Annotated in this window: 14 protein-coding genes; 6 read left to right on the plus strand and 8 right to left on the minus strand. The window is 36.6% G+C overall.

The window, feature by feature from the left end; translation table 11 throughout:
• Window positions 1-483 precede the first annotated feature (483 nt).
• Window positions 484-1,440 carry a patatin-like phospholipase family protein gene (locus ACQKFG_RS27245; RefSeq protein WP_192206630.1) on the plus strand — a complete coding sequence of 319 codons (957 nt, stop codon included), beginning with the start codon at window positions 484-486 and terminating at the stop codon, window positions 1,438-1,440.
• 237 nt (window positions 1,441-1,677) lie between these two features.
• Here the strand turns inward: ACQKFG_RS27245 and ACQKFG_RS27250 are convergent, their stop codons facing one another.
• Window positions 1,678-2,496, minus strand: coding sequence for an alpha/beta fold hydrolase (locus ACQKFG_RS27250; protein WP_192206631.1), 819 nt, complete (start codon window positions 2,494-2,496; stop codon window positions 1,678-1,680).
• Window positions 2,497-2,804: 308 nt separating this feature from the next.
• Between ACQKFG_RS27250 and ACQKFG_RS27255 the strand changes: the two genes are divergently transcribed.
• On the plus strand, window positions 2,805-3,275 hold the full coding sequence (locus ACQKFG_RS27255) for a DinB family protein (RefSeq protein WP_192206632.1): 471 nt from the start codon (window positions 2,805-2,807) through the stop codon (window positions 3,273-3,275).
• A 246-nt stretch (window positions 3,276-3,521) separates the two neighbouring features.
• Here the strand turns inward: ACQKFG_RS27255 and ACQKFG_RS27260 are convergent, their stop codons facing one another.
• Window positions 3,522-4,130, minus strand: coding sequence for a DedA family protein (locus ACQKFG_RS27260; RefSeq protein WP_427564154.1), 609 nt, complete (start codon window positions 4,128-4,130; stop codon window positions 3,522-3,524).
• 488 nt (window positions 4,131-4,618) lie between these two features.
• Here ACQKFG_RS27260 and ACQKFG_RS27265 point away from each other — a divergent pair, with 488 nt between their 5' ends.
• Window positions 4,619-6,046 carry a PQQ-dependent sugar dehydrogenase gene (locus tag ACQKFG_RS27265; RefSeq protein ID WP_427564155.1) on the plus strand — a complete coding sequence of 476 codons (1,428 nt, stop codon included), beginning with the start codon at window positions 4,619-4,621 and terminating at the stop codon, window positions 6,044-6,046.
• A gap of 313 nt (window positions 6,047-6,359) precedes the next feature.
• Here the strand turns inward: ACQKFG_RS27265 and ACQKFG_RS27270 are convergent, their stop codons facing one another.
• The 4 genes from ACQKFG_RS27270 to ACQKFG_RS27285 all read right to left on the minus strand — a co-directional run bounded on the left by ACQKFG_RS27270 (window position 6,360) and on the right by ACQKFG_RS27285 (window position 10,311).
• The gene (locus tag ACQKFG_RS27270; RefSeq protein WP_427564157.1) at window positions 6,360-6,911 is read right to left on the minus strand and encodes a hypothetical protein; all 552 of its coding nucleotides are present in this window, start codon (window positions 6,909-6,911) and stop codon (window positions 6,360-6,362) included.
• A 213-nt stretch (window positions 6,912-7,124) separates the two neighbouring features.
• On the minus strand, window positions 7,125-7,514 hold the full coding sequence (locus tag ACQKFG_RS27275; protein WP_427564159.1) for a cupredoxin domain-containing protein: 390 nt from the start codon (window positions 7,512-7,514) through the stop codon (window positions 7,125-7,127).
• Between the two features lie 294 nt (window positions 7,515-7,808).
• A complete protein-coding gene (locus tag ACQKFG_RS27280; protein WP_427564161.1) occupies window positions 7,809-9,398 on the minus strand; it encodes a bifunctional metallophosphatase/5'-nucleotidase in 1,590 nt (529 codons plus the stop codon).
• A gap of 295 nt (window positions 9,399-9,693) precedes the next feature.
• Window positions 9,694-10,311: an FMN-binding negative transcriptional regulator gene (locus tag ACQKFG_RS27285; protein WP_427564163.1), complete on the minus strand. Its 618-nt coding sequence runs from the start codon at window positions 10,309-10,311 to the stop codon at window positions 9,694-9,696.
• Between the two features lie 172 nt (window positions 10,312-10,483).
• Here ACQKFG_RS27285 and ACQKFG_RS27290 point away from each other — a divergent pair, with 172 nt between their 5' ends.
• Window positions 10,484-11,863, plus strand: a complete 1,380-nt coding sequence (locus ACQKFG_RS27290; RefSeq protein WP_427564165.1) for a PLP-dependent aminotransferase family protein — start codon at window positions 10,484-10,486, stop codon at window positions 11,861-11,863.
• A gap of 129 nt (window positions 11,864-11,992) precedes the next feature.
• Here the strand turns inward: ACQKFG_RS27290 and ACQKFG_RS27295 are convergent, their stop codons facing one another.
• Window positions 11,993-12,511, minus strand: a complete 519-nt coding sequence (locus tag ACQKFG_RS27295; RefSeq protein WP_427564167.1) for a GNAT family N-acetyltransferase — start codon at window positions 12,509-12,511, stop codon at window positions 11,993-11,995.
• Window positions 12,512-12,761: 250 nt separating this feature from the next.
• Between ACQKFG_RS27295 and ACQKFG_RS27300 the strand changes: the two genes are divergently transcribed.
• On the plus strand, window positions 12,762-13,406 hold the full coding sequence (locus tag ACQKFG_RS27300) for a YczE/YyaS/YitT family protein (protein WP_427564169.1): 645 nt from the start codon (window positions 12,762-12,764) through the stop codon (window positions 13,404-13,406).
• A 242-nt stretch (window positions 13,407-13,648) separates the two neighbouring features.
• Here ACQKFG_RS27300 and ACQKFG_RS27305 read toward each other — a convergent pair whose 3' ends face one another.
• Window positions 13,649-14,122: a MarR family winged helix-turn-helix transcriptional regulator gene (locus ACQKFG_RS27305; RefSeq protein WP_192206646.1), complete on the minus strand. Its 474-nt coding sequence runs from the start codon at window positions 14,120-14,122 to the stop codon at window positions 13,649-13,651.
• Window positions 14,123-14,272: 150 nt separating this feature from the next.
• Between ACQKFG_RS27305 and ACQKFG_RS27310 the strand changes: the two genes are divergently transcribed.
• Window positions 14,273-14,857, plus strand: coding sequence for a DUF3238 domain-containing protein (locus ACQKFG_RS27310; RefSeq protein ID WP_349730173.1), 585 nt, complete (start codon window positions 14,273-14,275; stop codon window positions 14,855-14,857).
• Window positions 14,858-14,993 lie beyond the last annotated feature (136 nt).

Here is a 14,993-nt window from a genome sequence, read left to right on the forward strand (position 1 = left end):
CTACCCTGGCTACTGATATAATAGATTCTATTAAAAAAGGTCAACCAGTAAAAACTGGCTAACCTTATAATACGAACGCACCCGTTAGTTTAAGTGTAATTCTTCACAATCCTGTTGTTGAAAAAAGCGACCTCCCTCTTGAAAGATTGCACGATATTTAATAATAATAATAATCATTAACCTTTTGTGCACAGGATTGCAAAATAACCTGTTTTTAGGACGGAACAGACAGCCGTAGCCCACTGCTATGGCTTTTTTTCTTTCAAGTTTTTTTGGCTATACTTTCCACCCATTACAAACAAAGTACGTGCAGTTGGCTCGCCCTTACTGCCACTCAAACGTAGTCTCCTTATCCTCATCGTAGTATTTTTTTATATACTCGATGGAGTCTTTCCTTGGATGTTTAGCTACATAATCCGGCTCCTGAAAAATAAACATATACTGAATGATACTTTTGACCAGATTGGAAAGGAGAAATCAGCTTTGACAAAATATCGAATCATGTCCTTTGATGGAGGCGGCACTTTAGGTGCTTTAAGTTTACAACTTTTAAACAGACTGGCTCGGCAAAACCCAAAATTAATTAGTCGAACCAATGTTTTTTCGGGAAATTCAATCGGTTCATTCACTGCCCTTGCGTTAGCAAGTGGAAGATCGCCGAAGGAGACATTCCAGTTTTTTAAGGATAAAATCGTGCCGGCATTCAGCGTTTCCCGACCAGGCGGACCTGTTTTCAACCAACAATTGCCATATTCCGGTTTCATTAAAGCGGTACAAACATTTTTTCCACCAAATCTTCTCCTCAAAGACTTAAAAAGACGAATTGTTGTCCCTGCATTTCATTTATTCTCACCGGAGCTGAATCGTTGGACTCCTGTGTTATTCCACAACTTTCCTGGCTCTCCCTATTTAAATGAGAAAGCGAGTGATGTAATACTACGGAGCAGCGGTGCTCCCGCGACGCAACGAGCCTATCAAAACTACGTGGATGGGTATACAGTAACAACTAACCCCAGTACAGCCAGTATCGCGTTTGCAGTGGGGAAAGCCAAACAGCCGTTGGATCAAATTGCGGTATTATCCATTGGAACAGGTGAAGAGCCGACTCAACTAAGAAGAGATACGAAGGGGTGGGGGATGGTAAGTGCAGATAACATACGCCCCGAAAATATGAAGAACCTTCCACCGAATTGGGGAGTCCTTTTGGACCGATCGCCCAATGAACCCTTACTGCCATTTCTTCAGATAGTCGCTAGTGGATCCGGTTACTATGAATCCATGGTCAGTTCTCAGCTTCTAGGAAATCGTTTTTTTCGGTTAAATCCACGGATCCCCAATTTATCCAAAACGGACCCTTCTGTGGTTCCCACTGTCATTTCAATTGCTAACAAAACAAATTTACAACCTGCCGTTCAATTTATAGAGAAAAACTGGAATTAATAAAATTATCCCATAAATCTGATAGAATTTTTGTTTTTATTGTAAGCATTTGGATTTTTTATAAAAAAGCAGCCAGAACCTGGCTGTTTTTATTTTATTCAGTTCTTCATCAACTATACTGCCCCGAAAGTTGCATAAAGAAAAAGCTGCCTTAAAGACAACTCCGATTGATCTTCAATTAACGCACCCGTTAGTTTAAGTACAATATTTCACAAACTTCACTTACTCCGTTAAGTATTAGTTTTGGAACTCTTCAATTCTATCCAACCACTCATTTAATAGAGTGCTAAAAAGTTGCGGTTGTTCAATTTGTAAATTGTGGCCTGCTATATCCAATACAGCAAACGTTCCTCGCGGATACTTGTTTACTATGTTCAGAGCATCTTTATATCCAACCGAAGAATCTTGTCTTCCTAAAAGGAATACACTGGGTTTAATAAAATCAGACTGGTCAATCTTAAAAGAAAACCCATATTTATTCTTAACCTTATTTAGAAACCTTTCATCTCCAATTTTACAACCACTTAGAATTTCTTTGTTGTACCTTAACCATGTGTACTCATCAAGTACAATATTGTTGTTTTTAAAATCTTCCAATTCTTCCTTTGATAAATTTTCAATAAACTTTTCATCCGTTCTCATTATTTTATGTTTCTCAACTGTTCTATTTTCTGGAAGAGGAATAATAAGAGGGCATATAAATGCTGCACCGAGTATTTGTTCTTGATGCTTTTCAATAATGCCCCTAGCAATATAGCCACCGTAAGATTCCCCAGCAATTACGTACTCTTGGTTAGGGATTACAGCTTGGATAAAATCTAAAACAGCATTCAACATTTCATCAGAACTGCTTATTTCGTTATATTCTTTTGTTAATCCCATTCCAGGTAGGTCAATATAAATACGTCGCCACCCTTCCCTCTTAGTAAATATGGGTTCCATACAACCACTCATTAATCGATGGTCCGGAGAATAACCGTGTATCATTAAAATTGGTATACCTTCCCCTAAATCTTCATAATATATTTCAGCTTGGCGAACTTTGCAATATGCCATTTTAATCCTTCTTTCTATAAAAATCATTTTAACTAACAGTACCTATTCTCTTTTTGTTTCTTCAATTCCTTCTTCAACTATCCTGCCCCTTTAGTTCCCATAAGAAAAAGCCGCCTTAAAGACAGCTTCGATCTTCAGTTATCGAATCCGAGTTCATTAGGAAAAGCGAACCTTATTAAAGAATCGCGCCCTACTGTGGAACAAGAACTGTTTGATATAAAGCTAATTTTAGGCAGTTTCAACTATATTCTTTTCCATTTTTAACTGGTATAATATGGATGATTTTGTTAGTGAAAGGGGAGAAAACGATGAATCAACTTGTATTTAAGCAATTTGAGATGACAAGAGAATATTTCATCAAGAATGTAGAGTCTGTTTCTAAGGAACAAACTGATGTGCAGCCAGATGGTTTTAATAACACAATTCATTGGCAGACAGGTCACGTTTTGACAATTACTGAACAAACTATGTTTAATTTCCCGCATGTAACAACTCACCTTCCCACGAATTATATAGAATTGTTTGGGAATGGCACAAAACCAGCTGATTGGACAGGGAATGTACCTGCCATGGATGAGCTGGTTGTACAGTTGAAAGATCAATTAACTCGTTTAAAGCAAATTCCTCCTGAACAGCTAGATCGAGATTTGGATACACCATTCCTAGGTTGTAAGACTGTTATAGAACTTGCAAGTTTAACATTAATGCATGAAGCGACTCATATGGGGCAAATTCAGGCAATGAAGCGTATGATTGAACATGTAAGTGTTAAAAACTGAAATTAACAAAGTGTTACATTAAGATGAAAAAATCAGTCTAACAAAACTGGTTTTTTCTTTTTTTCTTTTACTTCACTAACTATTCATTCTTGAACAACCTAAGACTACCTTACTGGGCTATCCTGCCCCTTTAGTTCCATAAGAAAAAGCCGCCGTAAAGACAGCTCCAATCATCAGCTAAAGCACCCGATCGTTCTATAGCTCTAAATATAATTTAATTAAAGTCCTCCATCTAAACCGTCACTTTCATGAAATACCCTTTTTTAATCGATTTCTTCTCTTCCATAAAAAATAAATGAATATTGAAAGGGCCAATAAACTCGTAATTACATAAATACTATATGTTGACATATATAGTTCAACATTGTTCCAATTTTCCCCTAAGATTCTTCCTAATGTGATAAAAGTAAAACTCCAAATTAATGCACCCGTATAAGCATAAACAACAAATTTTCTAAATGGGAAGCGATTGACAGATGCTATATACGCTGTAAGGTGCCGTACCCCAGGAATAAAATAACCAAATAATAATAGATAGGGTCCAAATTTCTTGAATAATTTCTTTGTTTTATTAATTTTTTGTTCGGTTATGTGAAGTTTTGGTCCCAACTTTTCTAATAAAGGCAACCCAAATTTATAACCAATGAAGTAGCTAAGCGTAATCCCCCCCGTTGCTCCTACAAAGGCACTTACTATTGAAATTAAGTAAGATAATTTACCCTGAAACACATTGTAACCAATATATGTAAGAAGAACCTCGTCAGGTATAGGAAGTCCTACAATACCTCCGATTAAAGCAAATATTATTCCGAAGTACCCGTAATGTTCTAGAAGGTAAGCAACATGATTTTCCACTTTCTCACTCCAACTTTTAGGTAATGTCTAACAATCATTTCAGATTATTCATTATCAGCAGTATTTAAATAATAAAAAAAGAAAATTCATTGGGATAATACTTTTAACATTATCCCCAATTTTTGATTTTCTTATTGCCCTAAACTCCCCCGTTAGTTTAAGTACATGCTTTCAAAATCTCACTAGATATGTCTCATATGACTTGTATCAGAACGCTTACCGTTGTAACAAGTTTTCCTGATGCTCCTCCTTAAATGGCCCTGATATGAAAATAAGCGCTTATCCTTTTCAGGATAGCGTCTTTTAATGGAATAGCTTGAATTTATCTTCATTCTTATAAATTTCACTTATTTTAGTTCAACTAAAGCACTTTACGCTCATGCGGAAAGTAGTGCATTGCCTTATCAGGTTCCGGCCTGATTTGGTACTAATAGACGGTTATAATCATATTCTTATAAGAAAAACCATAAGAAGGAGTGCAAAGTCATTTGATAAAAGTTAAGGTTGGTTTACGGCCCATTGTAAGTAATATTAATTTACCAACTGTTTTAAAGACAACTATACTTCCAGGTGACTCAATTGAAAGATTATTTATTGCAACCCAGGTAGGAGAGATCTTTTACATAGGAAACGGAGTTATTAGGACTTTTTTAGATATTCGCCCGCGAATTTTAAAATTGGGTACTTCTGAACAAGGTGTTTCAGGTAGGGGATATGATGAACGGGGATTATTGGGGCTAGCGTTTCATCCAGAATTTTATTATAACGGTCTGTTTTATCTTCATTATTCAGTAGCTGGAACACAAGGTCCAGGGGCCCTTACTGAACATTTTAGGCCTAACCCGTGTGATCCCAAAACTTTAAACCTAAAGTGGATAAATAGAGAAACTCAATATGATCATATTAATACAGTTGAAGAATGGATTTTACAATCGAATGGTCAACCTCAAAAACGACGGACATTACTTAACATAAGAAGACCATTTTTTAATCATAATGGTGTCAATAGCTTAAACTTTTCACCTGAAACCGGAAAACTTATTTTAACAACCGGTGATGGTGGAGCAGGCTATGATCCATTTAATTTAAGTCAAGATGATATGGAGATAGCTGGTAAAATAATTGAAATCGATGTAGATAAGAGCATAACCTTCAATAATCCACCCATTGTTACACGTTTTAATGAACTTCCTCTGCCTATTCAGGAAACGCTTACGGTTACTGCAAAAGGGGTGCGCAATATAACAGGCATTTCATTTCAAAGATTTTATAATCAGTTTATCAAATATGTGGGGGGTGTCGGACAGGATTTGGTTGAGTCGATTTTTTCATTCGTTCATTATAAATCAGTACCGGTTACTGAGATTGTTCAAGCTTCTTTCATGAATTCTGAAGCTGAAAAAGAGGGATTCATTAACTTTGGCTGGCGAGGTTGGGAAGGCGCTTTTCCTACTTCGACTATAAGGGGATGCAATGAAAATAATAATTTGGATGAGAAAACAATTGCTTATTACAATGAAGCAGTAACACTTTCAGCGAGTCGTCATCAGCCTTTAACCAGTTATTTTCATAAAGATACCAGACCCGATAAGTTTGGAGGAACTGCACTTACAGGAGTGCAAGCCTATATGGGGAATGCAATCCCTGGTTTAACGGGAAGCGTTGTGTTTACCGATCTTGCCCGGAAGGATTCTCACCCCCGGGTTAGAGGGGCTTTAGCTTATACCACCGTAAGACCCAATGGTGAACAAAATGATTTTAGTGTGATACAAACCGATTATGATTTTGGGTCTCAATCAGCCTATTATGTTAGTTTGGGAACGAATATGAATCAAACCAGTTTATATTTGGCGGCTTATGGCTCTATGAAAGTGACTGATTTTAACAAAGGCACTGTTTTTGAAATAGTTCCATGAATCAAAACAATAACTTTCCACTTAATCGTAATAAATCGCATACATGGATTGATGAATCGTAATTAGAACCATGTGATGGACAAATTATTAATTTAGGCTGTTTTCGCATACTTTGTTGCCATTTACCAAGTATCTGGTGTGGTTGATTTCCCCTCCAGATGCTCGCTTTCCGCGGGGCGGGCGGTGAGCCTCCTCGGTGTAAACGCCTGTGGGGTCTCACCTGTCCCGCTGCTCCCGCAGGAGTCTCGAACTTCCACTCCAATCCACCTAAAATCGTTTCGTTTTAAAAACAACAATCTTAACGAAAAGAGCCTTAAATTCTAATCTTTTTTAGTCTTTTAAAAAGGATTAAAGCAATTTCAACCCATAACAGGCTATAAATGAAGGCAAATAAAAAGCCAAATATAAGAAATGAAAAGGAAACAGAGACGGCCGGACCTAAAACTGGAAAGTGAAAAATAACTATTAAACTCATAATTCCTAACATTAAAAGAATGGCACCAGTAGCAATAATACTTAACCTCATCTTAAAAAGGTGAAAAGATGCCCCTATTCCAAGTCCTAACAATCCTGTTGTAAAAGGAAATGCAATTATTTCCGTTGGCTGTAGGATGAATAACAGCATAATTGTCAGAAAGTAGGACACTGCTCCAAATGGAATGGAAAACATGGAACATAACAGGATAGGTGCAGTGGACAGCGGACTTATACAATATCCTATCCCTGGTACAGCTCCGGCAGCCTGCAGAATGGCAGCCATACAAGAAAAAATGGACACTAAAATGAGCTTCATCGTTTTTTTATGTTTATTGAATATTATTTGAGATAAACGAACCTCATCAGAAATAGGTTTAAAAAAATACATCTTTCCACCTCATTCTAAATGGTTTATACGTTACCTTGCATTATATTATATTTACCATTTATTAGAGGTGGAACAGTTATTATAACTCCAAGCATCAATATCCTCTGTAATGAAAAATAAGCTTGTTAAAAAACCTCGCTAAAACTTAATCGATCATACAAAGTAGAAAAGTCTATTCGCATAAAAAAAACAAGGCCATATTGGCCCTGCATTTTATTCTACTATTACTTTCCCAACCATTCCTTCCTGGAAATGGTACCGACATATCAGTTCATATGTACCGGGCTGTTTCGGATTCACGGTAATGTTTTTTTCTTCACCTGGCTGGACCTCAACGTCAATGCCGAGCTTTTCAACTGTGAAGGTGTGCTCTTTACTGCCTTTGTTTGTCAATATTACCGTTGTGGCTGTTCTATTCGGAATGGTGATGGCTTTCGGATTAAAGAAATCATCCTTCAACTCGACCTCAATCGATTTCCTCTTCTCCATAGGCTGATTTACAACACCGGACTCGGCAAATACACCGACTGAGCCTAGTGTTGCTACAACTACAAACATCGCAAGTACACCGGCCAATCCTGTTACCCACTTTTTCACAAACATTCGCAATCCCTCCTTTCCTCTATTTTTTTCTAATTCATGAAATATTATTACGATAAATTTCGCGTGCTTTCAAATAGTAACTTTTTATCTGAAACGGTGAAAAGAAAAAAGAGCTGCCAAAGCAACTCCCTTATTGAAGTAAAGCACTTGTTATTTGAATAAGTAGTTACCTTTTATTTCTCGTTAATACCCATTGCCATTCAATATCTCGTGCTATCCCTAAAGCCATTTCATTAATTCCTCCAGCTTCATCTTCCTCAAAAGCCGCTTATGCAAGTCCTTGTATTTTCTCCTTCATTCTTTCAATGAACGGAGAGAAGTTTCATGGGGATACTTCTGTTGGATATTGCGTATAAGTGCAGTGACAACCTGTGGACCGGATTCCACGAGTCTACCTTGTTCAAATGCAGTGAAGTTATCACCGCCTGAAGCTAAATAATTACTAACCGCTACTTCATATTCGTTGTTTGGCTGAATCTCTTGACCCTTCATGTCTTTCAGCGCAACAATGCGGTTGCCAATTGGAGCGTTCGGGTCCCAATTATATGTTAAACCAACCGTTTGTAACCTATTTTCATAATCTTTCGCCCACTGCTGTTCTAAAGCAAGCTTTATTTGGTCCCCTGTTAAGATTAACTTCCTGACACTATGACCCATAGGCAAGTCTGTATAAAGGTCTTCTACAGTAATTTCCCCTTTTTTTAAATTTTTCCGCATTTCTCCTTGATGGACAAAAGCTATATCAGCCCCCATGGCTTCCCGCTCAGATTCTGCAATCATTTTCGCTAATGGGGATTCACCGTTTGCATCTTGATTTCGTGAGATTTCTTCAGGCATCTCTCCTATTATCTGATTAAGATGGCTCCCCAATCTTTTTCTATATTTATTTAGAAGAGCAACCGTTTCTTCATCTGGTTTTATATGTTGATGTGAAGTGACAATAATCTTTGCTTGTTTCTTAACAATAATTTTAGTATGTGGGTCAATTTCAAGATTTACTTGAGAAAAGGCTTTCCCATTGGAATAAGCTTGAACGATCAGTTTACCGGCTACAACGGTATTGGCATATTCATGGCTGTGACCGGCAAAAATGACATCGACCTCATCATCGATTTTTGGAGCCATCTCCACTAAAGCTCCACTGGAATTTGCTCCTGACTGATCTGATTTGGCTGAATCATGTGCAAGTACAACAATTACTTTGATTCCTTTTTCCTTTAAAAGCTTAACGGTTCGGTTAATAGCTGAAACTTCATCCGTAATTTCTACTTCTTTTCGATTTTCAGGTGCCACATACAGGGTAGTCTCTTTTGTGACGACACCGATGAATCCAATATTAATTCCGTCAATTTGTTTAATAACATACGGTGGTAACAAGGGAGTACCCGACTTTGTATCGATGATATTTGCAGAGCTGTAAGAAGTTGTGGCACCTTGAAAATAACCTGTTTTTTTATTGAATCCTCCATGAATAAGACGTTTCATTTCATTTACGCCTTGGTCGAATTCATGATTTCCAGGTGTCCCGGCATCAAAGTGCAGGAGGTTTAAAAATTCAATCGTGGGTTCGTCTTTAAATTGAGAAGAGATTGGAGGACTTCCTCCTACCATATCACCAGAATGAACAAGCAGTGTATTTGGGTTTTCTTGCATAAATGTTTTTAAATAGGCAGCCAGGTATTCAGCCCCCCCTGCCATGGTTCCTGAAACCATTTGATATTTGTTTAGTTGGCCGTGAAAATCATTAACGCCTAACAATTGTACTTGAATGTGTTGACGGTTGGATGTGGAATGTTTGGATGAGTGTGCTGTGATTTTATAAGTTACGAAAATGATGATGAATACCAAGATGAACAAAGAAGTTATGGCCTGAAATTTTGACAACTTCCGATCCCTCCCTCTGGATGTAAATTAAGAATAACTCTGGAATTTTATATCCGTATAAAGGGACCGTGATTTTTTGTTATATTTTATATAATGATTGTTAAATTAACCCGGCACATGCATATCTTTTTAAAAATATTCATACGGCTTAACATGAATTAAGATTTTGACTGGATTATTTAAAAGGCTCCAATTTTTCCTCCATGGTATTGAAATCCGCTCCGGTAGTAACAGAAGTTCAACAAAAAGAGTGTAAATCCTTATTGGATCAACACTCACGTTAGTGCAGTAACATTCAACGCCACTTTTTTAGGTTCGCCTTCATTAAAGAGGAAATTTTTTGCTCATCTGTATTTCGAATCTTTTCCAGTTGATTGATAACGAGCTCTTGCCTATGTGATGAATGGTTTTGACTTAACTTCGCTTTCCCCTCTATCTTGTTGATTCTTATTTTGAATCCTTGAATCCCTTTGTTCATCCCAGCGAGAAATTCAGCATCTAACTCTTGCAAATTGTATGAACTATCAGGGGCTTCATACTTCAATACCATGTCTTCCAGGGTATCCGTTAACTCCTTTTCATCCTCAATAAGTTCGACTTCGCCGTATACATGAACAGTCACGTAATTCCATGTTGGTACCGCTTGGTTCGTCTCATACCAAGAAGAGGAGATATAACAGTGGGGACCATGAAAGACTGCCAAGACTGTTTGGTTTTCAATATCTTTCCATTGAGGGTTCGGACGAGCAAAATGACCATACAAATAGGTTTTCTCCTTATTCAACAGCAGTGGTAAATGTGTAGCAAAAGGCTTGCCTTCATGCATTGAACACAATGTTGCAAAACCATTCTCCTGAATTACATCGTAGGCTGCTGCTAATTCTTTTATTTCAAATTGCTTAGGGATATACATAAAAAAATCTCCTTTCATCCGTCAATATTATTCCATTCACAATATAGCGGCTTTTACTAAGGTCCATCCTCATTTCTACTTGAGAACCTCATCTGTAAAATATGGTAATATACAAACTGACATATAAAAAGGTACAATTCTAAATAAATATACATGTCAAAGGAGATTGTAAATGATAAATGCCATTTTTGCTTTTAAGGAGGATTCTCCCAGATACAAACAAATTTACGAGCAGTTTAAGTTATATATTGAACGGGGGGACATACTTGCCGATGAACAATTGCCCTCCATCCGTCAACTTGCAGATTCCCTTCAAGTAAGTCGGAATACGACATTAATGGCTTATGATCAACTTGTAGCTGAAGGCTATATTCGTGGAGAAGGGAGAAAAGGTTATTTTGTAAATGAATTAGAGCCACTTTTACCCCAAAAAGAGTTAATTCCTCATAATAAAACGCTAAGAGAGCCAGTGACACCTACCCTCATTGATTTCCGGGCAGGTGCCGTAGATCAAGCACATTTCCCGCTGAAAACTTGGAGGAGGATTGCCAATCAAGTATTGACGTTACAGGAGAGTTTTCAATATGGGGAACCCTTTGGTGAGGTGTGCCTACGTGAACAAATTGCCACCTACTTACTCCAATCCCGTGGAGTGAAAACAGAGGCAAATGCCATTATTATCGGCAGCAGTACCCAACAAATGCTTATCAATCTTGGACATATACTGAAGGATGATTTTCCAAGCATTACAGTAGAAGACCCTGGATATGATGGCGCTAGGGAAGCTTTTCAATTCCATTGTTTTACGATTGAAACTTTACCAGTTTATGAGGCAGGTGCTGATTTTTCACAATTGGAACAAATCAAATCACGATTAATCTATGTAACACCTTCCCATCACAGTCCATATGGGGTAAGCATGTCCATTCAACAACGGCAAACGCTTATTCATTGGGCTAACAAGGTGCAAGGGTATATGATCGAAGACGATTATGATAGTGAATTTCGTTATACACAACAACCATTTCCAGCTCTCGCTTCCATTGATTCTGCAAGAGTCATTTATTTAGGGAATTTCTCAAAGTCCTTTCTTCCGGGAATTCGTTTAAGTTATATGGTGTTGCCAGAGCCGCTTTTAAACCGTTATAAAAATCAATTTCTTCATTTCGAGAGTACCACTTCACTTCTAAGCCAGCTCGCAATGGCTAAATTTATGGAAGAGGGAGAATGGAATCGCCATATTAAACGTATGCGTCTTATTTATAAACGAAAAATGCAGCACTTGGTATCCTTATTAAAAAGGCAATTCGATCAACATATATCCATTATCGGTGAGCAGTCAGGTTTGTATGTATTAATCAAAGTACACCTCGAACGTTCAGAAGAATGGCTAATAGAGCGCGCTTCCTTTCATGGTGTTAAAGTGTATCCCACCTCACTCTACTTCATTAAAAATAATACCGATAAACCGATTATCAAACTTGGTTTCAGTAATCTTTCTTGTGAGGAAATCGAGCTTGGCGTGGAGCTCCTAAAAAAGGCTTGGTTATAAAAAAACCCCGTAATTATAGCCAATGAACTAATAATTGCGGGGCAAACATGGAATTTTAAAACACAGGAATAAAAGTGGGCTTATACCTTTATTTCACTTTTACATAATAGTTCATCCTTCCAAAACAAGTTATAAAATTGCTTTGGTCATTATAAGGTCCATTTGTTCTTCATCACCCATATAAAAAGAGTGGGATCCGGTTTGTACAAAGCCAATTTTCTTATAAAAAGCAATAGCATTTTCGTTTTTTTCCCATACGCCGAGCCAGATTTTCTTTTTATTACGTTCCATCGCAATTTCCATAGCTTTATTTAGCAGATATTTACCAAGCCCATGTTTTTGATATTTTTTCTTTATATAAATCCTCTCGATTTCAAGTGATTCATCACCCATTTGTTCAGTCTGAGCATCATTGGTATTGACCTTTAAATATCCAGCGACTTGATGATTAAAATAAACAAAAAAGAATTGCGAAGAACTATTCGATAATTCTTTTTCTAATTGTTTTAAGTCAAATGCCCTTTCCAAATAGGCATTCATATTTTCGGCTGAATTCTGATGCTTAAATGTCTCATTGAATGTTTCATAACTAATTTCTTGAAGTTCGCGTGAATCTTCAAGGGTACACTTTTTTATATTTTTAGCCATTTAAATAAGTCGCTCCTTCCTATAATCAATAATTTCTCTTGTTTCCCTTTTTAACAAACTCCCATTCTTTATCTCTATTTTTTAAATCTAATGCCCTTGCTATCATTCCATTTTCACGAAGAATTTCCTTCATAATTAACTCCTCAGCTTGGAATTTTTGTTGTAAATGCAATAAAAATAACATATATTAAATGTAACCTTACTTTGTTGCGTTTGCAACAAAAAAATCATGATAAAGGGGTCGAGTACAGTGAAATATGTATTTTATGTATTAGGAATTTTACTATTAACTCTTGGTATTTCTTTCACTATACAATCAGACCTTGGAACTTCACCTTTTGATGCACTTTTGGTAGGACTGTCCATAAATGTGGGGCTTACTGTCGGAAGTTGGGAAATACTAATAGCTTTAATATTAATATGTTGTAATTCATTTTTAAAAAGGCAAAGACCAGAAGTTTTGGGGTTGTTAACAGCATTTATAACGGGTATTGGTATTGATATGTGGCTTTTTTTATTGCACAATTTGATAACACCTGAATTATGGTACTACAAAGTTGTTTGTTTTGGAATCGGCTTGGTTGTTATAGGATTAGGAACTGCAACATATTTACACACAAATTTTGCACCGATTCCAGTTGACCGATTAACATTAATCATACAAGAATTAACTAGAACAAATATATTTTTTTCGAGAACAATCATTTACCTCCTATTCTTGCTAATGGCAATGGTCCTAAATGGACCCATTGGCGTTGGAACTTTATTAACCGTCTGTTTAGGGGGGCTAATACTTAATTACTTTATGCCATTTACTAAAAAGGTATTAGACCGCATATTAACACACTCCAGTCCATCACCAAATTATGAGAAAGATAAAAACCATTCAATATAGAATGCTCTCTATTTAACTTGTTCAACAAACCTGCCGCTATAGTTGCATAAGAAAATGAGCTGCCTTTAAAGCAGCTCCAATCTTCAGCTAAATAGAAACACAGATGTTAGCTTATTTTTCTTGAACTAACGCTCCCGTACAATTCTCCACAAACCTTGCTGCTAATTTAAATCATCACAGGAATGCTGTACTGTTAGTACGAATTTAAGCACGATTAAAAGTTCCCTTTATAAACTCTATAATTACCAGACAGGTTTTAACCTTGATGATAGTTTATCTTCATTTTCTTCATAAACTAATTTTGTTAAATCTTCTTTGAGCATCTGCAGGCGTTCAACACCTATGTTTTCAATCCAACGTTGCTCAATCTCACTTAATATCTTCTCTTTTGCTTTCACAACTAACCAACCTCGTTCGGTCAAAACAATAATTTTCCCTCTCTTATCAGTGGGATGAGCTTTGCGCATTACATAGCCACTTTTCTCAAGATAATCCACCATTTTACTCACAGCTTGCTTTGTAATTCCTAAGTATTCGGCTAGTTCTATACCTGTTGCTCCATTGGGAGTGATGCATTTAAACATAAAACCATGTGCAGGTCTAATATCTCCAAATCCCAATTCACTCAATCTGTCATGTAATTCATTAATTGATGTACTAAAGGATAATGATAAAAGTGATGTAAGATCCAATTCACTTAATACTTCATGATTCATACATAAAACCTCCTTAAATAAAGTCAATCAGGTTGACTTTATTTGAAATCCATTGTACTATACGTAATGTAGTCAATCAAGTTGACTATAATTCAATTATAAAAAAATTGGATTCACCGAAACAAAATTAATACATTATGGAGGGTTCTCATGGCTAACATCGTTAAAATTAGAGGAAGTGTATTTGCACCGTATGCTTGGTTGGAACCCATTAAAGATCCTGCAACAGAAAAGATATTCGAATACACTGGTGATGCACGTGAATTTACACCATACGCTGTAAACACAATGCGGTCAAGATTAGAGCAAGAAGTGATTATTGATTTTTATAAAAAAGAAATTTTCACATACACAAATGCTTGTATCGTAACTGTAAAAGTTACAAATCCTGATGGTTCTATTGATTATAAAAAAGGAAAATCAAGTACAGAAAATATTGTATGTACTAATGTTGTGTGGGCCACTGATGAAGTTTCTTTTAAAATGAGTGCTAGTGCCAGCAATCCTTTGAATAGAGCAGCACCTGCAGCTGACTATGTATTAACTATAAACGTAAACAAAAGTGGGGTTGCATATATTGAAGGCTCCCATGATGGGTTCCCCTGCTATGAATTTTATAAACAAACAGATTTCGGTCCATTTGAATTAATATATACACATGATTTCAGAAAAACAGGTGACACTCCGGCAGCACTAGCTGGGGAAATGGAATACAGTTTTAAAACGACAATCTAGATATAAATATTAGGTAGACGATTACAAGCAGCAAATATTAAATGAAAAGCAATTGATCATACGAAAGAAATTGTGATCTGTTTTGCTCAATGGGTCAATATTATTATTACCCAAAATAAAATTAAGAATTACAGAG

It is taken from the genome of Peribacillus sp. NPDC076916, assembly GCF_050269675.1.
In the GTDB taxonomy this organism is placed as follows: Bacteria; Bacillota; Bacilli; order Bacillales; family DSM-1321; genus Peribacillus; species Peribacillus aracenensis.

What these genes read in the sequence shown, in the direction of transcription:
- ACQKFG_RS27295 (WP_427564167.1), bottom strand. Translation starts at nt 12,511, where the DNA reads ATGGCTAAAAATATAAAAAAGTGTACCCTTGAAGATTCACGCGAACTT.
- ACQKFG_RS27275 (WP_427564159.1), bottom strand. Translation starts at nt 7,514, where the DNA reads ATGTTTGTGAAAAAGTGGGTAACAGGATTGGCCGGTGTACTTGCGATG.
- ACQKFG_RS27255 (WP_192206632.1), top strand. Translation starts at nt 2,805, where the DNA reads ATGAATCAACTTGTATTTAAGCAATTTGAGATGACAAGAGAATATTTC.
- ACQKFG_RS27310 (WP_349730173.1), top strand. Translation starts at nt 14,273, where the DNA reads ATGGCTAACATCGTTAAAATTAGAGGAAGTGTATTTGCACCGTATGCT.
- ACQKFG_RS27305 (WP_192206646.1), bottom strand. Translation starts at nt 14,122, where the DNA reads ATGAATCATGAAGTATTAAGTGAATTGGATCTTACATCACTTTTATCA.
- ACQKFG_RS27290 (WP_427564165.1), top strand. Translation starts at nt 10,484, where the DNA reads ATGATAAATGCCATTTTTGCTTTTAAGGAGGATTCTCCCAGATACAAA.
- ACQKFG_RS27250 (WP_192206631.1), bottom strand. Translation starts at nt 2,496, where the DNA reads ATGGCATATTGCAAAGTTCGCCAAGCTGAAATATATTATGAAGATTTA.
- ACQKFG_RS27270 (WP_427564157.1), bottom strand. Translation starts at nt 6,911, where the DNA reads ATGTATTTTTTTAAACCTATTTCTGATGAGGTTCGTTTATCTCAAATA.
- ACQKFG_RS27285 (WP_427564163.1), bottom strand. Translation starts at nt 10,311, where the DNA reads ATGTATATCCCTAAGCAATTTGAAATAAAAGAATTAGCAGCAGCCTAC.